This is a genomic window from Gilliamella sp. G0441, from assembly GCF_050589305.1.
Lineage (GTDB): Bacteria > Pseudomonadota > Gammaproteobacteria > Enterobacterales > Orbaceae > Gilliamella.
The window spans coordinates 107,262-126,261 of sequence record NZ_JBNRJF010000004.1; the positions used below are offsets into that span (position 1 = coordinate 107,262).

The 19,000-nt window shown below is 35.8% G+C and carries 16 protein-coding genes; 6 read left to right on the plus strand and 10 right to left on the minus strand.

Annotated elements, in window-relative coordinates; translation table 11 throughout:
* Window positions 1-83: 83 nt before the first annotated feature.
* A complete protein-coding gene (gorA, locus tag ACKJXD_RS05235) occupies window positions 84-1,436 on the plus strand; it encodes a glutathione-disulfide reductase (RefSeq protein ID WP_430875727.1) in 1,353 nt (450 codons plus the stop codon).
* Between the two features lie 68 nt (window positions 1,437-1,504).
* Here gorA and ACKJXD_RS05240 read toward each other — a convergent pair whose 3' ends face one another.
* On the minus strand, window positions 1,505-2,857 hold the full coding sequence (locus tag ACKJXD_RS05240; protein ID WP_430875728.1) for an MFS transporter: 1,353 nt from the start codon (window positions 2,855-2,857) through the stop codon (window positions 1,505-1,507).
* An 831-nt stretch (window positions 2,858-3,688) separates the two neighbouring features.
* Between ACKJXD_RS05240 and ACKJXD_RS05245 the strand changes: the two genes are divergently transcribed.
* Window positions 3,689-3,913 (plus strand): hypothetical protein, encoded by a 225-nt coding sequence (locus ACKJXD_RS05245; protein ID WP_430875729.1) that lies wholly within the window; start codon window positions 3,689-3,691, stop codon window positions 3,911-3,913.
* Between the two features lie 205 nt (window positions 3,914-4,118).
* On the plus strand, window positions 4,119-4,907 hold the full coding sequence (locus ACKJXD_RS05250) for a hypothetical protein (RefSeq protein WP_294826450.1): 789 nt from the start codon (window positions 4,119-4,121) through the stop codon (window positions 4,905-4,907).
* 464 nt (window positions 4,908-5,371) lie between these two features.
* On the opposite strand, the gene glmS is transcribed toward ACKJXD_RS05250, so the two are convergent.
* Together glmS and glmU are read right to left on the minus strand one after the other, a co-directional pair.
* On the minus strand, window positions 5,372-7,204 hold the full coding sequence (gene glmS / locus ACKJXD_RS05255; protein ID WP_430875730.1) for a glutamine--fructose-6-phosphate transaminase (isomerizing): 1,833 nt from the start codon (window positions 7,202-7,204) through the stop codon (window positions 5,372-5,374).
* Between the two features lie 13 nt (window positions 7,205-7,217).
* On the minus strand, window positions 7,218-8,594 hold the full coding sequence (gene glmU, locus ACKJXD_RS05260) for a bifunctional UDP-N-acetylglucosamine diphosphorylase/glucosamine-1-phosphate N-acetyltransferase GlmU (RefSeq protein WP_430875731.1): 1,377 nt from the start codon (window positions 8,592-8,594) through the stop codon (window positions 7,218-7,220).
* A gap of 149 nt (window positions 8,595-8,743) precedes the next feature.
* Between glmU and hemG the strand changes: the two genes are divergently transcribed.
* Both hemG and typA read left to right on the plus strand, forming a co-directional pair.
* Window positions 8,744-9,274, plus strand: coding sequence for a menaquinone-dependent protoporphyrinogen IX dehydrogenase (gene hemG / locus ACKJXD_RS05265; protein WP_411604145.1), 531 nt, complete (start codon window positions 8,744-8,746; stop codon window positions 9,272-9,274).
* A gap of 155 nt (window positions 9,275-9,429) precedes the next feature.
* On the plus strand, window positions 9,430-11,256 hold the full coding sequence (gene typA, locus ACKJXD_RS05270; RefSeq protein ID WP_065559098.1) for a translational GTPase TypA: 1,827 nt from the start codon (window positions 9,430-9,432) through the stop codon (window positions 11,254-11,256).
* A gap of 62 nt (window positions 11,257-11,318) precedes the next feature.
* Here the strand turns inward: typA and ACKJXD_RS05275 are convergent, their stop codons facing one another.
* Entirely contained in the window at window positions 11,319-11,741 is a 423-nt protein-coding gene (locus tag ACKJXD_RS05275; RefSeq protein ID WP_294826443.1) for an RnfABCDGE type electron transport complex subunit B, read from the minus strand.
* Entirely contained in the window at window positions 11,741-13,441 is a 1,701-nt protein-coding gene (locus ACKJXD_RS05280; protein WP_430875732.1) for a formate--tetrahydrofolate ligase, read from the minus strand. The genes ACKJXD_RS05275 and ACKJXD_RS05280 overlap by 1 nt, the downstream gene beginning before the upstream one ends.
* A 152-nt stretch (window positions 13,442-13,593) precedes the next feature.
* On the opposite strand from ACKJXD_RS05280, the gene sohB reads away from it, so the two are divergent.
* Window positions 13,594-14,703, plus strand: a complete 1,110-nt coding sequence (sohB, locus tag ACKJXD_RS05285; protein WP_267359114.1) for a protease SohB — start codon at window positions 13,594-13,596, stop codon at window positions 14,701-14,703.
* Window positions 14,704-14,783: 80 nt separating this feature from the next.
* Here sohB and ACKJXD_RS05290 read toward each other — a convergent pair whose 3' ends face one another.
* Genes ACKJXD_RS05290 through ACKJXD_RS05310 form a run of 5 tightly spaced genes read right to left on the minus strand, consistent with a single transcriptional unit; the run spans window position 14,784 to window position 18,978 of the window.
* On the minus strand, window positions 14,784-16,010 hold the full coding sequence (locus ACKJXD_RS05290; protein ID WP_430875733.1) for a beta-ketoacyl-ACP synthase: 1,227 nt from the start codon (window positions 16,008-16,010) through the stop codon (window positions 14,784-14,786).
* Complete coding sequence (locus tag ACKJXD_RS05295; RefSeq protein WP_294826436.1) at window positions 16,007-16,738, minus strand: 3-ketoacyl-ACP reductase FabG2; 732 nt, start codon at window positions 16,736-16,738, stop codon at window positions 16,007-16,009. The genes ACKJXD_RS05290 and ACKJXD_RS05295 overlap by 4 nt, the downstream gene beginning before the upstream one ends.
* Before the next feature lie 13 nt (window positions 16,739-16,751).
* Window positions 16,752-17,222: a 3-hydroxy-fatty acyl-ACP dehydratase gene (locus ACKJXD_RS05300; RefSeq protein ID WP_294826434.1), complete on the minus strand. Its 471-nt coding sequence runs from the start codon at window positions 17,220-17,222 to the stop codon at window positions 16,752-16,754.
* Window positions 17,222-18,403, minus strand: a complete 1,182-nt coding sequence (locus tag ACKJXD_RS05305; protein ID WP_294826432.1) for a beta-ketoacyl-[acyl-carrier-protein] synthase family protein — start codon at window positions 18,401-18,403, stop codon at window positions 17,222-17,224. The genes ACKJXD_RS05300 and ACKJXD_RS05305 overlap by 1 nt, the downstream gene beginning before the upstream one ends.
* A complete protein-coding gene (locus ACKJXD_RS05310) occupies window positions 18,400-18,978 on the minus strand; it encodes a DUF3261 domain-containing protein (RefSeq protein WP_430875734.1) in 579 nt (192 codons plus the stop codon). The genes ACKJXD_RS05305 and ACKJXD_RS05310 overlap by 4 nt, the downstream gene beginning before the upstream one ends.
* Window positions 18,979-19,000 lie beyond the last annotated feature (22 nt).

Sequence of the window (19,000 nt, forward strand, 5' to 3'; positions counted from 1 at the left end):
ATTTTAAAATAAATACTTTTTTTATTATTCACTTTATGCAAAGCTAGTAATTAAATTAAGGCAATTAGTATAAAGGATATTGAATGATTAAACATTATGATTATATCGCTATCGGTGGGGGTAGTGGTGGTATTGCATCGGTAAACCGAGCGGCTTCATATGGGAAAAAATGCGCACTCATCGAAGCAAAATCTTTAGGTGGTACTTGCGTTAACGTGGGGTGTGTGCCAAAAAAAATCATGTGGTACGGTGCTCAAATTGCTGAAGCAATCAATCATTATGGTCCTGATTATGGATTTGATACGACTATTAATCAATTTAATTGGGATAAACTACTGGCTAGCCGCAACGCTTATATCGACCGAATACATCAGTCTTATGACCGTGTATTAACTAATAATAAAGTTGATGTCATTCATGGTTATGCCAAATTTGTTGATCCTCATACTATTGAAGTTAATGGTGAACAATTTACAGCAGATCATATTTTAATTGCTGTCGGTGGAAAACCAAGCATTCCTAATATTCCCGGTGCTGAACATGGTATTACATCTGATGGTTTTTTTGCTCTACAAGCATTACCTAAACGTGTTGCTGTTGTGGGAGCTGGTTACATTGCTTGTGAGATAGCCAGCGTATTACATTCATTAGGTGCTCAGACTCATCAATTTATTCGCCAAGCGACGCCGTTACGCAGTTTTGATCCACTTATCATTGAAACATTAATGGAAGTTATTGCCAGCGAAGGTCAACAACTACACACTTTTGCGATACCGAAATCAGTGACTAAAAATAGTGATAATTCGTTAACATTAACTCTTGAAAATGGTGAAAGTTATACTGTTGATTGTGTAATTTGGGCAATTGGTCGTGAACCTGCTACACAAAATATGAACTTACAAGCGGCTGGTATCAAGGTTAACGATAACGGATTTGTTGTTGTAGACAAGTACCAAAATACAAATGTTGCCGGTATTTATTCTGTTGGGGATGATACAGGCGCAACAGCCTTAACCCCTGTTGCTGTAGCAGCAGGTCGTCGCTTGTCTGAACGGTTGTTTAATAATAAACCTGATGAATATTTAGATTATCACAATATTCCAACTGTTGTGTTTACGCATCCAGCAATTGGTACCGTAGGATTAACAGAACCCGAAGCGATTTTACAATATGGACAAGAAAACGTTAAAGTTTATAAATCAACTTTTACCGCTATGTATACTGCTGTGACTCAACATCGTCAACCTTGTCGAATGAAATTAGTCTGTGTTGGGGAGGAAGAAAAGATTATCGGCATTCATGGTATTGGATATGGTATGGATGAAATATTACAAGGTTTTGCGGTAGCACTCAAAATGGGCGCAACCAAAAAAGACTTTGATAATACCATAGCCATTCATCCAACCGCCGCTGAGGAATTTGTCACAATGCGTTAATTGCCGGTCTGTTTGGATTTAAAATAGAATAAAAAAGCAGGTTACACCCTGCTTTTTTATTGATATTTTTATTTAATATTGGATTTATTGGACCAACCATTTTTTGCTAACGGATAGAAACCTACCGCAACAGCAATTAACGCGACAAACGAGATATAAATACCTGCACCAAGATAACTATATTGACCTAGTAAATGGTCGGGGCTTAAAAGATAAATAGTTAAAGTCGGTGTAATTGCACTAAATAACGCGTAGGCTAAATTATAAGAAAACGACAATCCTGAATAACGAATCGCAGGTGGAAAAGTTCTTGTACCAATAATTGGTGTCATGGCGATAGCGCCAATAAATAAACCAAATATTGCCCAAGTTACATATAATTGAGTAAGCGAAATAGTTGATGATAAATTACTATAAAAATAAATACTTGTTATTGCCAAACCACCCCAAGTTATAATCACTGTTTTTGTTGTACCCAGTTTGTCTTCTAACCAACCAGAAATAACACAACCGATAGTTAAGGTTAATGCTGCAATACAACCACCAATTCGCCAATCCAGATTAGCAAAATGATACATCCCACCAACAATACGACCAGGTGTTATTAAAATACCCACCATAATTGCAGTTGATAATGACCAGGTTAACAGAGCTACTACCAAACAAGCTGTTTTATGTTTTTTTAGAACAGTAATGACAGGAATATTTTTTTCAATCGCTTTACGGGCAGCGAGTTCTTTAAAAATAGGCGTTTCAGATAAAAATCGACGCAAATAAACTGAAATAACACCAAAAATACCACCAACGATAAAAGGAATTCGCCAAGCATAATCTAGAATATTTTGTTGGCTAAAACAGAGGTCAATAATAATGGTCACAATGAAACCAAGTAAAATACCCCCAGTAATGCCCGAAGTTAAGGTACCAACACCAAAGCCATAACGTTGTTTTGGAACGTGTTCAGCAATAAAAACCCAAGCGCCTGGCATTTCACCGCCAATGGCTGCTCCTTGTAACATACGCATCACTAATAATAACAGCGGTGCAAAAATCCCAATGGTTTCGTAGGTTGGTAAAATACCGATAATAAACGTCGGTAAAGCCATCATTGCCACGCTGAGTGTGAACATTTTTTTTCGTCCAACTTTATCCCCAAAGTGAGCCATGATGATACCGCCAACAGGGCGAACCAAGTAACCAGCAGCAAAAATTCCCCATGCAAAAAGGTCTAAAGTTAAAGGTGATAATGTATGGGGTAAAAAAAGAGGTTTAACAATAGTGTCAATATACAGGGCATAAATAACAAAATCATAAAATTCTAATGTTCCACCCAAAGAAGACAAAACTAATGTTTTTAAATCTTTATTATTTAATGGTCTGGCAGTAGGTTGCCATTCTGCGTTAATTTCAGATTGACTCATGAAAAAACCTTATTTTTATGGTTAATATAAAATAGAAAACAAAGAAAATGACTCTTTTTTAACTAAATCTTGTTATAAAAATCACATTCTGCCATAAAAAATTGTGTTTTTTTTCATCATAAAAAAATTTAATCAATTCTTTAAAACTTAATATTTGATTTATAATGCTGTCGATAATTTTGCTCGTTTATAACATTATTTTTAGTAAAAATATGACCATTAGAACGTAAGATAGATGAAAGAAACTATAATTATGACAATCTTGATATGTTAACCCAAAATGGTACAACTTGTAATATATTAGGTACAACACATATAACTGAATTTTACTATACAAATGAGAATTTAGTTGAGTCGATTTTCGAAATAAAAACTCATAAAACTGGTTTAAATCGTAGGAAGATAAGGATTATTTATGATAATAACATTAGACTGAAATCAATGATACTATACCTAACGAAAAAGCAATATCGATGAAAAGACTTCTTATTAGTAATATTGTTTTATTAGTAGTTATACATATGCTAGTACCAATGATAGCAGTAAAAATATTGGTATTAGTAATAATTATTTTATTCTTATTTTGCCAGAAAGTTCTCCGCATTCTGTTCCAATTAAAAAGCAAGAATTACCTAATGAAAATATCCAACCAACATCTTTTACTAGTAAGATAAAAAATATATTCACATGATAGTGGTTTTATTGTAGAAGAGTTTGTTCGTCATGAAACAAGTCTGACTATGTATTATCAGAAACAGGTATTAACGCGAAATGAAAAAGGAATTTTAGTTAATTATTCGGTACAATTAGATGATAAAAAAACATTTATAAATGTCAAAAATTCTGTTAAAAAATATTAAAGATTATAAATATGATGAACGGCGAAAATTGATTTCTTCTGATGAAAAGGTATATGAGAAAAATTATATAGGTACTTATTCCAATGATACAAACAACAATCTTATTCAATATAAAGAAGGAGAAATTGAAGACAACACGCCAAAAAAATACTTACTTTTCCGTCAACAAATTTATATTATTATGAAAATAGATTAATTTCTTCTTGTCTTGAGCAGGGAGAGCCACTATTAAATGAAGAAATTGAATTGTTAGCCAAAGATATCCATGAGTCTAAATATCGAACTTCTACATGCCATTTTAGTGAATGTAATGATTATGGTGATTGGACTGTTAGTCAATGTTTTAATGGCGATGATGAATTAGACAAATCTGTAACACGAAAGTTAGAGTATAGGGATAAATGATGAAAAAATTAATATTGATATGCTTTATTGTTATATTTTTTATTGCTGGATGCGATAAAGAAAAAGATACACATACACTCATTACAAATAATTATAACTCAATTCTTTATCCACCCCTCATACCCAATAAGAACCCTACTGTGAGACAGAAGATTAGAAAAAATTTATTAGCTGACAATAAAATAATGAATACGATGATAGAATCAAACTCAGATGGTTTTATTGAAAAAGTATTATTTGATGATGATACACAGAATATGAATATTGATTATAATAACAAAACGATGCATTTTGATAGAATAGATGTAACACTGCAATTAAATAGCAATAATGATATTTTGGGTTATTTATATATAAATAACGAGCAATTAGCATCACTTTCATATAATGAATTAGGGCAATTGATAAAACTTGAAGATAAGCACCCCCAAACAAGAGAAAAACGGCAACAATTCTTTGTATATTATGATGGTAAAACGATTGAATATATTGTGTTTCGAGAAAAATATTTAAATGTAAACAAATTTTTTTATAACCAAAAAGGTGAGTTAGTAGAAAGTATTACAGAAAATTATATTATTACTAATGACAAATCCAAAACTGATAATTCTCCAAAACTGGATATAAATGTCAAACAATCTGATAGAAAACCAGAAAACTTAAAACCGAATAGTGTTAAATGCATTTATCTAAATCATAATGAATATGGTGATTGGACAAATGCTTATTGCATGAAAGGAAATGGTGTAATACTAGTAGTATATACTCGCGAATTAGAATATTAGTTATATTAATAATATGACCTATAAATATAGTTGGTTAGTATTAGATCAAAGTCGACAACTTCCTGAATAACGAAGTAGGTTATGCGATTACTTATCTACATTATTTTATAAATGTCGTATGAGGTGTTTGTTTATAAGTAACAAAAACAACTATTTTTGTTACATACAAATGCGAAAATAAATTTCAATAAAATCAAATATATTTTTTATTGGAAAACTGGGGATTTTTGTTATACCTATAAAATAGATTCGGACTTATGTTGAGACAATATTCGGTGTATAACCATACTCAATAAATTCAGATGATGTGCTATTTTACTTAGTGACCATCCATTATTAACTAGATCTGAAATCTCTTTTAACAACAGGAAAAGGTCATTTTGTTTTATTCTAAATGATTTAATATGAGCACGATGATGATATCAAAACCATACACAAAGTCCTCACATTTAATACAATGAAACTTATTCCACTGTCACCGATTTTGCCAAATTACGAGGTTGATCAACATCTGTACCTTTTATTAAAGCCACATGATACGCTAATAATTGTGTCGGTACGGTGTAGTAGATTGGTGCCGTTAACTCTTCAATATAAGGCAGGTTAAGGATATGCATTGTATCATCGCTTATAAATCCTGCATCTTGTTCGGCAAAAACATAAAGTTGACCGCCCCGAGCCCGAACTTCTTCAATATTTGATTTTAGCTTTTCTAGCATGTCGTTTGAGGGTGCCATCACTATGACGGGCATATCGGCATCAATAAGGGCTAAAGGCCCATGTTTTAGTTCACCTGCTGCATAGGCTTCTGCATGAATATAAGAGATCTCTTTTAATTTTAATGATGCTTCCATGGCAATTGGGTATTGCTCGCCACGCCCTAAAAAGAGTGCGTGATGTTTATTAACAAATTGTTCGGCTAGTTTTTTGATTTTCGGTTCCGCCATGAGTACTTGTTCAATACGATTGGGCAAGGTTTGGAGAGCATGGACAATTGCTTGTTCCGTACTTTGAGCCATTTGATTTAATCGGCCTAATTTTGCAACAAGTAGTAGTAATACAGTCAATTGAGTGGTAAATGCTTTCGTTGAAGCTACACCAATTTCAACCCCTGCTTTAGTTAATAATACCAGTTCGGCTTCACGTACTAACGTTGAAGCAGCGACATTACATATGGCTAAGGTGCTTAAATAGTGATTTTCTTTTGCTAACCTTAATGCGGCAAGTGTATCAGCGGTTTCACCCGATTGAGATAGTGAAATAAATAAACTATTTTTACGCTTAGCAGGTTTACGATAGCGAAATTCTGAGGCTATTTCAACATCACAAGGAATCCCTGCTAATGCTTCAAACCAATAGCGAGCAACCATACCAGCATTATACGCGGTACCGCAAGCAACAATTTGGATATGCTCAACTTGCTTTAGTATCGTGTTAGATTGTTCGCCTAATTCGGATAAATTGACTTTGCCATGCTGTATACGACCTTCTAATGTATTTTTGATTGCATTAGGTTGTTCGTATATCTCTTTTTGCATGTAATGGTTATAGCCTGTTTTACTTCCTGCATCATATTTAACATCAGAGGTGACAAATGGGCGCTTAACTTGCTTGTTATTTTTATCAAATATAGAAACGGTTTTGTGTGTAATCAGTGCAATATCACCTTCTTCTAAATAGATAAACTGATTGGTCACGGGTAATAAAGCAAGTTGATCTGAGGCAATAAAATGTTCAGCGATACCACAACCAATCACTAATGGGCTACCAGAACGAGCTGCCACAAGTTGGTCAGGGTTTCGTATGTCCATAATTACGGTACCATAAGCTCCTCGTAGTAATGGTATGGCTTTTTTTACCGCATCAAATAATGAACAATTGTCAGTTGAAACGATATCGTGAATTAAGTGGGCAATAACTTCCGTATCTGTTTCAGAGCGAAATTGATAGCCTTTAGCAATCAACTTTTCACGAAGTGGTTCATAGTTTTCAATAATACCATTATGAACAACAGCAATATAATCGGAAATATGGGGATGCGCATTGTGTTCTGTCGGTTCACCATGTGTAGCCCAACGTGTATGCGCAATGCCTATCGAGCCTTTTAACGGTTTGCTATCAAGTGCTTCTTTCAGTTTATTGACTTTTCCAACTCGCCTTACTCTTTGTAATTCACCTTGTGGCGATATAATGGCAAGACCAGCCGAATCATAGCCCCGATACTCTAATCGTTTTAAGCCTTCTAACAGAATTTCTGCTACATCACGATTAGCAATGGCACCGACAATTCCACACACAGTTTACTCCTCGCTATTTTGATTTTGTAGGTCGCTTCCAGCCATTAATTTGCCTTTGTTTAACGCGACTTACCACAAGTTCATTGTCCCCTACGTTGTTAGTAACCGTTGTTCCTGCTGCAATGGTTGCGCCTTTCCCAATTTTCACAGGGGCAATTAACTGTGTATCAGAGCCAACAAAGACATCGTCTTCAATAATGGTTTCAAATTTGTTTGCACCATCATAATTACAAGTGATAGTGCCTGCACCGATATTAACGTTACTCCCTATTTCACTATCTCCAAGGTAACTTAAATGCCCCGCTTTACTGGCTTTGCCTAAATGGGCTTTTTTAAGTTCAACAAAGTTGCCGACATGTGCCTTTTCATCGAGTTTTGAGCCTGGTCGTAATCGAGCAAAAGGCCCTATCGTACATTGTTCAGCAATGATTGAATCTTCAATTATGCTATAAGGACTAATTTCACTATTATCGCCAATGATGCAGTCTTTTAAGATACATCCAGCACCGATAAAGACGTTATTCCCTAATTTGACATTACCTTTGATGATGACGTTACAATCAATGGTGACATCCATACCATGTGAAAGTGTACCTCGTAAGTCAAATCGCTCGGGATCAAGTAGAGTCACGCCAGCGTTAAGTAAACATTTTGCTTGTTGCTGTTGATAGTGGCGCTCTAGCGTGGCCAATTGTAGACGATTATTAACTCCCTCAACTTCAAATCGTTCAATAGGGTGAGCAGTAATAATGTCATATCCATCTTGATAAGCAAAATTGATAATATCAGTCAGATAGTACTCTTTTTGTGCATTATGATTGGTTAAACGAGATAACCAGTTTTTCAATAGTTTTCCTGTTACGATCATAATACCCGTATTAATTTCATTAATTTTTTGCTGTTCTGGCGTGGCATCTTTTTGTTCAACAATGGCGGTCACTTTGCCATCTTTACGCTCAATACGTCCATAGCCAGTTGGATCATCCAGTTTAACGGTTAACAGTGCAATACCTTGTTTGGGTTTATTGTCAATTAAAGTTTGCAATGTTTGAACCGATATAAGTGGCGTATCACCATATAAAATCAAAATATCTTCTTCATCTTGAATATAAGGTATGGCTTGCTGGACTGCGTGTCCTGTTCCGAGTTGCTCAGCTTGAAAAACAAGATTTACGGATTGATTTTCCAGTGCCTTTTCAAGCTGATCTTTGCCATGTCCATAGATAATATTGATATAATGGGGATTAAGTTGTTGAACAGTATCAATAACATGTTGTAACATCGGTTTATCGCCGATTTTGTGTAAAACTTTAGGAAGGTTGGAATACATCCGTGTGCCTTTTCCTGCCGCCAAAATAATTGCACTCAGTTTTGGAGGTGAAATCGTCATATTCAGTTCCGGTCTGGTTAAATTAGCTTAATACTATAATCAAAGTTTTGCATGAAATCATCCCGAATTTGTTAATTTTTATCATAAAAAAAGTAATATTGATAATTAGTCGATATTTAAAATAAAGAGGCAATGTTATGACCACTGCTATTAAAGTCTTGTTACTTTATACTACGCACGAAAAACAAACACTCAAAATTATGGAGCGAATAAAAAATCGTTTGGGTCACAAGTGTGATTGTGACGTGATTGAGTTATTACCGGATACCAAAATCGATTTAACACCCTATCAAGCAGTGCTACTTGGAAGTTCAATTCGTTATGGTTTTTACAGTAAAATAATGAAAAAATTTATTGATGCTCATTATCAGCAATTAAATCAAATAAAGTCTGGATTTTTTGGGGTGAATATGGTGGCAAGAAAGCTCAATAAAAATACCCCTGAAACCAATTTATATACCAGAAAGTTTTTAGCTAAAATATTATGGAAACCGACCATCAAAGCTGTGTTTGCTGGGGCACTTTATTATCCACAATATAATTGGTTTGACCGTAATATGATCCGTTTTATTATGTGGCTTGGAAAAGGCGATACCGATGTAAGTAAACCCATGATTGAATATACAGATTGGTCAAAAGTAGAAGAGTTTGCTGATCAGTTTTATGCCGAAGTGTGTTAATAATCTAATTTTTTGTAATATAATTTAAAAATTCTAAATGGTTATCAATTTATTGCACTCTTTTAAAGAAACTTTATGATATAGATCAACATTTGGATCAAAAAGGTGTACAATATTGCGCCTAAAGAATCTGTCTCCTAATTGGGATTTTAATTGTGATTGAAAATTTAAGAAACATAGCCATTATTGCTCACGTTGACCATGGTAAAACAACTTTGGTTGATAAATTGTTGAAACAGTCAGGTACGCTTGATAATTTGCGTGGTGACGATAACGAGCGAATAATGGATTCAAATGCGCTTGAAAAAGAGCGTGGTATTACCATTTTAGCTAAAAACACAGCGATTGACTGGAATGGTTACCGAATAAATATTGTTGACACCCCAGGACATGCTGATTTTGGTGGTGAAGTTGAACGTGTTATGTCTATGGTGGATTCTGTGCTATTGCTGGTTGATGCAATGGACGGCCCAATGCCACAAACACGTTTTGTGACACAAAAAGCGTTTGCTCATGGTTTAAAACCAATCGTTGTTATTAATAAAGTTGACCGTCCGGGTGCACGTCCTGATTGGGTTGTCGATCAAGTATTTGACTTGTTTGTCAATTTAGGTGCGACTGATGAACAATTAGATTTTCCGATTGTTTATGCTTCAGCTTTAATGGGAATCGCAGGGCTTGACCATGAAAATATGGCTGAAGATATGACGCCATTATTCGAAGCGATTGTAAAATATGTTGAGCCACCGAAAGTTGATTTAGACGGCCCATTCCAAATGCAAATTTCACAACTTGATTATAATAATTATGTTGGTGTTATAGGCATTGGTCGCATTAAACGAGGTCGTGTAAAACCAAATCAACAAGTCACTATTATTGATAGTGAAGGGAATAAACGAACGGGTAAAGTAGGGCAAGTTTTAGGTCATTTAGGCTTGCAACGTTATGAAGCAGAAGTTGCTGAAGCTGGTGATATTATTGCTTTAACCGGATTAGGTGAGTTAGGTATTTCTGATACGATTTGTGATAATAGTTGTGTTGAAGCTTTACCTGCTTTAAGTGTTGATGAACCAACTGTAACGATGTTCTTTAATGTCAACAGTTCTCCTTTTGCCGGTAAAGAAGGTAAATATGTCACTTCACGTCAAATTTTAGAACGTTTAAGAAAAGAACTCGTGCATAACGTTGCGCTTCGTGTAGAAGAAACGCCAGATCCGGATGCATTTAGAGTATCTGGTCGAGGTGAATTGCATTTATCAGTATTAATCGAAAATATGCGTCGTGAAGGTTATGAATTAGGGGTATCACGCCCTAAAGTTATTTATCGTGATATTGACGGTAAAAAACAAGAACCATTTGAACAAGTGACGCTTGATATTGAAGAGCAGCATCAAGGTTCAGTGATGGAAGCACTTGGTTTACGTAAAGGTGATTTAACCAATATGTTACCTGATGGTAAAGGACGTGTACGTTTAGATTATGTGATTCCAAGCCGTGGTCTTATCGGTTTTAGAACTGAATTTATGACAATGACCTCGGGTACTGGTTTACTTTATTCTACATTCAGTCATTATGATGATGTGCGTCCGGGTGAAATTGGACAACGTAATAACGGGGTAATGATTTCGAACGGTACGGGTAAAGCATTAGCGTATGCGCTTTATAGTTTGCAAGATCGTGGTAAATTATTCTTAGGTCATGGTGCTGAAGTTTATGAAGGTCAAATTATTGGTATTCATACTCGATCAAATGATTTAACGGTTAACTGTTTAACAGGTAAAAAATTAACCAATATGCGTGCGTCAGGTACCGATGAAGCGACAACGCTTTCACCACCTGTTAAGATGTCATTAGAACAAGCATTAGAGTTTATTGATGATGATGAATTAGTCGAAGTTACACCATTATCGATTCGTATTCGTAAACGTCATTTAACTGAAAATGATCGTAAACGAGCATTCAGAAGTGGCAATAAAGACTAATACATGTTTGATGTTAACCGAATGAATAATTGGTTGGCATTGAGTCTTAAATAAAAACCTCGCTACTTAGCGAGGTTTTTTTTAGCTTTTACTCTGGCAATCGCATCAGCAATTGACTGTTTACGATCGGTTTGATTGACCGATTTTTGAGTATTACTTGCTGGCACAGTGCGAGGAAATAATATTGTCGGTGGAACTAACTGATTGTGATTGAGCCGTTGCTGCTTTTTCTGCGTTAACTGTAACTCTTCTGCGTCACTTAGTCTCACGCCTAATGTGCTTAAAGTAATACAGTCCGTTGGGCAGGTATTAATACAATTACTACATGCGGTACATAATTGTGGCAAAATGGTATGTAAAACTTGTTTACTGCCAACAATTGCATCGGTTGGACAAACGCGAATACATTTGCCACAGCCAATACAGTTTTGTTCATCTATAAATGCTTTATATTGTTGTTTGGTTTGCATAATCACTTCTTGCATTAGCTTAAACCTATAATATTACCATCTTTGTCAATATCAATTTGCCTATATGCTGGATTGGTACCAAGTCCTGGCATGGTCATGACGTTTCCTGCATAAACTCGAATAAAACCAGCACCAGCGGATATGGCTAGATGACTGATATCGACATCAAAGTTCGTAGGGACATTTTTTAAGTTAGCATCAGCACTAATTGACATAGGTGTTTTAGCAATACAAAGTGGCAGATGATCCAGTTTCAATGCTTCGATCTCTTTAATGTTTTCCAATGCTTTAGCGGATAAATTTGCTTTATTAGCACCATATTTTTTTACCATAGTTTGAATCTTATCAATCAATGGCATGTTATCTGGGTAGGGCAATTGAATTTTACTCGGCATAGCGCAAGCTTTGATAACATGCTCAGCCAGTTTTTCAGCACCTTTACCACCTTGTGTAAAGACTTCACTAATTTCACACGCCAATGCGCCATGTTCAACCGCGTATTTTTGTAAGAAAGCAAGTTCTTCTTCGCTATCATGTGGAAAGCGATTTATAGCTACAATGACTTGTAAACCGTAACTTTTGGCATTATTGATATGCCATGCCAAGTTAGCTGCGCCAATTTCAAGTAATTCAACATTAGATTCCGATATCTCTTTTGGAATGGGTTGACCCGGCTTAATGTTATATTTACCACTGTTAGATTTTAAACTTCGTACAGTTGCTACCAATACAACACAATCAGCTTTGATTCCTGCTTGGCGATATTTGATATTGAAGAATTTTTCCATCCCCATATCCGATCCAAATCCTGCTTCAGTCACCACATAGTCAGCAAGTTTTAATGCAATGCGATCCGCAATAACAGAAGAGTTACCATGCGCAATATTGGCAAAAGGGCCGGCATGAATTAAAACCGGTGTATTTTCGACAGTTTGCATCAGATTTGGGTTAATGGCATTTTTAAGTAGGACTGTCATTGCACCTGCAACTTCAAGTTGTTCAGCCGTTATTGGTTCACCATTAGTATTATAAGCTAAAATAATACGTCCAATGCGTTCACGCATATCTTGTAAATCCGAAGCTAAAGCTAAAATTGCCATAAGCTCCGAAGCAGCGGTAATTTCGAATCCATCTTGTCGTTCAACGCCATTTACACTACCACCGACGCCAACAGTGATTTTACGTAATGCTCGATCGTTATGATCAATGACGCGTTTCCAAACAATGCGATTAATATCAATATTTAAACGAGGTAATCCCGTTTCGTTTGTGAATTCATCACCAAGACGATCTTCGTGATAAAGTCGTGAATCTAATGCTGCCGATGCTAAATCATGCGCTGCTGTTATCGCATGGATATCACCCGTTAAATGTAAATTTAATGTCTCCATCGGTAATACTTCGGCTTGCCCACCACCAGCTGCGCCACCTTTTACACCAAATACCGGTCCAAGACTGGGTTGACGAATGCAAGCAATCGCTTTTTTGCCTAAGTAATTCAATCCTTCACTTAGCCCAATGGTATTGACCGTTTTACCTTCTCCAAGGGGAGTTGGCGTAATAGCAGTAACAAGTACCAATTTGCCTGTTGTTTTGTTTTGATTTTCTTTGATAATGGATAAATCGATCTTGGCTACATGTTTACCATAAGGAAGGACAAATTCTTCAGGTATATTACATTGATTGGCAATTTCGGTAATTGGGCGTAAAGACATATTCGTTCTCATATAACAATAAATTGGGCTAACAGTATAAATAATTTGAATTGCCGAATAAAGCGACAATTTTTATCTTTGTTGATTTTCGGCACAATCCTCAATTATATTGTTATAATAAATAAAATATTCAATCAAAGGATAATTATTAAATGAATTGGTTTTCAGTATATTCTCTTTTCTTAGCTGAAACAGCTACTGTTGTTGTTGCAATTTTAGCCGTGCTGATCTTCATATTAAGTCAGCGTCGCAAATCGGCAACGATTGCTGGTCGCTTATCGGTAAAAGATGTCAGTCAAGAGTATGAACAAGTTAAAGATGAAATGTTAATGTCGAGCATGGACGAGCTCGAAGCTAAGCAGTTTATGAAAGATCTCAAAAAACAGAAAAAGCTTGAGAAGAAACAGGCAAAATTAGCCGCTAAGCAAAAAAAGAAACAGGAAAAAGCGGGCGAACAGCCTAAAGCAGGAATCTCCGAAGATTCGCCTGATTCACAGACCATTAACCAAACGGACGAAAAGACCAAACCCAAACTATTTGTGTTATCTTTTAATGGTAGTATGGATGCGCACGAAGTTGAAGAATTACGTCAAGAAATTACGGCGGTATTAGCGATTATTAAACCTGAAGATGAAGTTGTGATTAAACTTGAAAGTCCTGGTGGTGTTGTACATGGTTATGGATTAGCTGCGTCACAGTTATTACGTTTCAGAACTCGTAATATTCCTTTTACTGCTGTCGTTGATAAAGTGGCCGCGAGTGGTGGATATATGATGGCATGTACCGCTAATAAAATTGTTGCAGCACCTTTTGCTATCGTTGGTTCGATTGGCGTGGTTGCTCAGATTCCTAACTTTAATCGCTTACTTAAAAAGCATGATGTGGATATTGAGTTACAAACAGCAGGGGAGTATAAACGGACGTTAACTATGTTTGGTGAAAACACTGATGAAGGTCGCCAAAAATTCAAACAAGAACTTGAAGAAACTCATCTGTTATTTAAAGATTTTGTTAAAGAGTATCGTCCCAATATCGATATCGATCAAGTGGCAACGGGTGAACACTGGTTTGCAACACAAGCGAAAGATAAAGGCTTGGTGGATGAAATCAGTACCAGTGATGATTTTATTTTATCTCACTTGGATTCGCATAAGATCATTTCAGTCAGTTATCAACGTAGACAAAAACTTTCTGAGAAAATCTCAAAAAATGTGGTAAAAAGCGTTGAAAGATTGTTTTTCAGGCAAGGAAATGGGCTGTAATGCCCTTTTTTTTGTTAAAACTGCATACCTAAAAATAACAACTGCATTTAACTTATACAGTTGTTATTTTTTATTTAAAACTAGATACGTTTAATAATAATTGAAGTGTTGATGCCACCAAAAGCAAAGTTGTTAGTTTGTATAAACTCGATATCCAGATGACGGCCTGTACCGACAATATAATCCAAATCACCACAAGCAGGATCGACATTTTCAAGGTTGATGGTTGGGTTAAACCAACCACTATGCATCATTTCGACAGATAGCCAAGCTTCAATTGCACCACAAGCACCAAGTGTGTGTCCAAAATAGCTTTTTAATGACGATATTGGGGTTTGATTACCATAGATATTGGCAACAGCATTGCTTTCGGCTACATCACCTCTGGCGGTAGCTGTACCGTGAGCACTAATGAAGCCAATTTGTTTAGGATCTAATCTTGCTTGTTTTAAAGCTTGCTCCATACAGATTTGAATAGTTTCTTGGCGTGGTTGAGTGATATGACTGGCATCACAATTGGTTTTAAAACTAATAATTTCGCCATATATTTTAGCACCTCGGGCTTTGGCATGTTCATACTCTTCCAGTATAAGTGCACCGGCGCCTTCACCAATAACTAGTCCGTCTCTATCCCGATCATAAGGCCGTGGTGATCTTTTGGGTTGATCGTTTAATTGGCTTGTTGCGAATAATGTATCAAATACAGCAGCTTCCGAAGGACATAACTCTTCAGCGCCTCCTGCAACCATAATAGTTTGCATCCCGTATTTAATGGCTTCATAAGCATATCCAATAGCTTGACTTCCGGAAGTGCAAGCACTCGAGGTTGTTATCAATCTACCTTTTAATCCAAAAAATAAGCCAGTGTTTACCGCTGTTGTATGTGGCATCATTTGTATATAGGTGGTCGCCGTTATGTTGTTAGTATGTTTTTCGTTTAACATAGTTGCAAATTCAGCAACCGGCTGAGTGCTTCCCGTTGAAGAACCAAAAGCGATACCTGTTTCACCATTCGTTAAGATTGGATCATCTAATAATCCTGCTTTTTCTAACGCTAGTTCTGTTGCTTTAGTAGACAGTAATGACACTCTACCCATAGAGCGAGTTTTTTTACGGGTATAATGTTCAGGCAAGGTAAAATTGTCGATAGGGGCACCCAATTTTGTGTGTAGTCCGTCATAAATTTCCCATTCAGGCATATATCTGACGGCATTATTTAATTGCTTTAAATTTGTTTGTACACTTAACCAGTCATTGCCAAATGCCGTGACTCCACCCATACCTGTTATAACGACTCTTTTGGTCATATCATTCCTCCGTTGATTGAAATGACTTGGCGTGTGATATATCCCGCTAAATCTGACATCAAATAACTGGCAAGCCCTGCAACTTCTTCGACTTGTCCCATTCGTTTTAATGGAATCATTTTCATTGCTTCTTGTAGCGCAATGGGCTCCATATCTAGTATGCCTGTATCAATTAATCCTGGAGCAATACAATTAACAGTAATTTTTCGTTTAGCAAGTTCAAGTGCCAATGCTTTACTTGCGCCGATTATTCCCGCTTTTGCTGCACTATAATTAACTTGCCCTCGATTGCCTGCTATGCCAGAGACAGATGAGATAACAATAATACGCCCACCACTGCGTAACCCTATCATAGGCATAATACAAGGGTGTAAAACGTTATAAAAACTATCGAGATCGGTATGTATGACATCTTTCCAATCATTTTCTGTTAATGCAGGAAAGGCGCCATCTCGTATGATTCCTGCATTGTTAACAACACCATAATAGGCACCATTGAGAGCAATGTCTTGCTCAATCGTTTGTTGACATTGCGAATGATTACTAACATCAAATTGTATTAAACGTGCTTTACCACCCAATTTTTTAATGGTAGCTTGGGTATCAAGCGCCCCTTGCTTATCACTGTGGTAATGAACGGCGATAGTGAAACCATCTTGTGAAAGTTTGTAAGCAATCGATTGCCCAATTCCTTTACTTGCGCCAGTGACAAGTACTGTTCTTTCCATTATTGTTCTTCTCCTATCCAAATCGCTGTTGACCAAATAAATTGTCTAATTCGCATTCATCTGGTTCATAAACATTTAATTTTCCGGTTGTAACGATTTGTTGATTTATCGTAATTTTGCATTCGAAATTAGCTAATTTGGTATCATTAAGTACCAGATCTGCATGAATCATTAAATGACTATTGCATGGAAAGGCCTTTAACGTACTTTTTATTGCTCGTCCGCCTAATAACATACCAATTGTGGGTTTCTTATCACTAGTCAAACCATGATATCCATTCCATACACCTATGGTTTGTGCCATTAGCTCAATGGCATAAAAATTTGGTAAAGTATCATCTTCATTTAAGAAAGGTGATAGTATCCCTTGTTTATTCACCTCTACACTGCAAATACATTGCTGTGAATCAATCAAATGAACCTTTTCAATCATTATCATTGGTTTTTCATGCGTTAAATAATAACTTGCTAAATGGTATTGCATTAAATTTTTCCAATTATAAGCGATGTATTGTTGCCTCCAAATGCAAAAGAATTTGACATTATGATAGGTTTTTTTAACATCATTTCTTGAGTAACTATGTTAATTTTATCAAGATTTTTATCATATTGCGATGTCGAAAAATCTTGTATAGGTAGATAAATATTTTGTTCAAGTAGTAAATAACTGATTGCTAATTCGGTGGCAGCAGCACTACCCAAAGTATGTCCAGTTAGATGTTTCGTTGAGCTACAGGGTGGTAATGTTTGATTAAATAACCGATAGACTGCTTTGCTTTCGGCAATATCATTCAATATAGTTGCGGTACCATGTAAATTAATATAGCCAATATCTCTTGGTTGCAAATTTGCATCATCTAAAGCTAATTGCATTGCTTTTTCTGCGCCTATACCTTCAGGATGAGGTGAAGATATATGATAAGCATCGGAAGATTCACCGGTACCTAAAAGAGCAATGTCACTTGTTTCTGTTTTCGTTAATAAAAATATTGCGCCTGCTTCACCAATATTTATTCCATTACGATTTTGGGCAAAAGGCGTGCAAGGACTTTCTGATAGGGCTTCTAGGGCATTAAAGCCATTAATTGGCATTCTGCCAAGGCTGTCGGCACCGCCAACTATGGCTGCATCAACAATACCAGCTTCAATTAGTCGCTTACCACTGATAATTGCTCTGCCACTCGACGTACAAGCAGTTGATATGGTATAGCTTGGGCCTTGTAATTTTAGTAAAGCTTTAAGGAAAGATGACGGATCCCCCAACTCTTGTTGATTGTAAGTAAAACAGTTTCGTTGGCTATTATTAGTTAAACAATGTTTGATATAAATATCACCTTCATGAATTCCTGATGTGCTCGTTCCCATTATGATAGCAATACGTTCATTACCGTATTTTTTAATAGTTTGATGAATTTCATTTTGAATTTGTAAATAAGACGCATACAATAATTGATTATTGTGCGTTCTATATTGGGATAAATGTTCCGGAATATCAGGTAAGTTATCTTCCACTTTGCCTAACCAAGTTTTTTCCCCATTTAATAACCAGTGATTTTCTTCAACTAAACAGTGTCTGGAGCCAGATTTTTCTGCTAATTTTTGTTTTATCTCTGCAAGGTTATTACCTAAAGCATTGATTGCACCAAGTGCCGCTATATAGATCATTTAGTTGTATCCATACTTTGTATAATAATTTGGTATCCAAATATTTGGTGTTCAATTCGGATCGGTTTTCGGATCTGAGCAGATAGTTTTTCTTGATAAGTTATACTAAATATAGGCTCATTTTTATCATTTAATAAAATTCGATTAAATTCATTATCAACCAGAATCCAACCTTTCGGTAATGCAGATTGGCACTCTTTGGTTGGTAAAATGCTAAACAATATATCTGATAGAACTTGCTCAGGAGGAGGCAGTTCTTTAACAAAAATATTTTGCTTAGTTTTAATATTTTTTCCGTTATATTCGAGTTCGAATAGTCGTACTCCTAACGCAGATAGTGCCACAACTTTCAATTGGTTTTGATTAGCATCTACTAAAGTAATAATTGAATTTTCGTGATTGTTGTATTTAAATTTAAGAAGTTGTTGGTCGTGATAAGGTTGATTAAATTTAGGCGATGGCAATTTAATGTTAATTTGTTTAGTTAGCCAAGCTTTTGGTTGCTCTGATTGATGTGCACACGCTGAAATTAGTGTTGCTAATACTAAAACCATTGAAACTAAATATTTATTCATCCTAAAATTCCTGATTTTCTAT

What these genes read in the sequence shown, in the direction of transcription:
- ACKJXD_RS05310 (WP_430875734.1), bottom strand. Translation starts at nt 18,978, where the DNA reads ATGAATAAATATTTAGTTTCAATGGTTTTAGTATTAGCAACACTAATT.
- ACKJXD_RS05300 (WP_294826434.1), bottom strand. Translation starts at nt 17,222, where the DNA reads ATGCAATACCATTTAGCAAGTTATTATTTAACGCATGAAAAACCAATG.
- ACKJXD_RS05240 (WP_430875728.1), bottom strand. Translation starts at nt 2,857, where the DNA reads ATGAGTCAATCTGAAATTAACGCAGAATGGCAACCTACTGCCAGACCA.
- sohB (WP_267359114.1), top strand. Translation starts at nt 13,594, where the DNA reads ATGAATTGGTTTTCAGTATATTCTCTTTTCTTAGCTGAAACAGCTACT.
- ACKJXD_RS05250 (WP_294826450.1), top strand. Translation starts at nt 4,119, where the DNA reads ATGATGAAAAAATTAATATTGATATGCTTTATTGTTATATTTTTTATT.
- ACKJXD_RS05275 (WP_294826443.1), bottom strand. Translation starts at nt 11,741, where the DNA reads ATGCAAGAAGTGATTATGCAAACCAAACAACAATATAAAGCATTTATA.
- ACKJXD_RS05280 (WP_430875732.1), bottom strand. Translation starts at nt 13,441, where the DNA reads ATGTCTTTACGCCCAATTACCGAAATTGCCAATCAATGTAATATACCT.
- ACKJXD_RS05305 (WP_294826432.1), bottom strand. Translation starts at nt 18,403, where the DNA reads ATGATCTATATAGCGGCACTTGGTGCAATCAATGCTTTAGGTAATAAC.
- ACKJXD_RS05295 (WP_294826436.1), bottom strand. Translation starts at nt 16,738, where the DNA reads ATGGAAAGAACAGTACTTGTCACTGGCGCAAGTAAAGGAATTGGGCAA.
- glmU (WP_430875731.1), bottom strand. Translation starts at nt 8,594, where the DNA reads ATGACGATTTCACCTCCAAAACTGAGTGCAATTATTTTGGCGGCAGGA.
- ACKJXD_RS05290 (WP_430875733.1), bottom strand. Translation starts at nt 16,010, where the DNA reads ATGACCAAAAGAGTCGTTATAACAGGTATGGGTGGAGTCACGGCATTT.
- ACKJXD_RS05245 (WP_430875729.1), top strand. Translation starts at nt 3,689, where the DNA reads ATGTCAAAAATTCTGTTAAAAAATATTAAAGATTATAAATATGATGAA.
- gorA (WP_430875727.1), top strand. Translation starts at nt 84, where the DNA reads ATGATTAAACATTATGATTATATCGCTATCGGTGGGGGTAGTGGTGGT.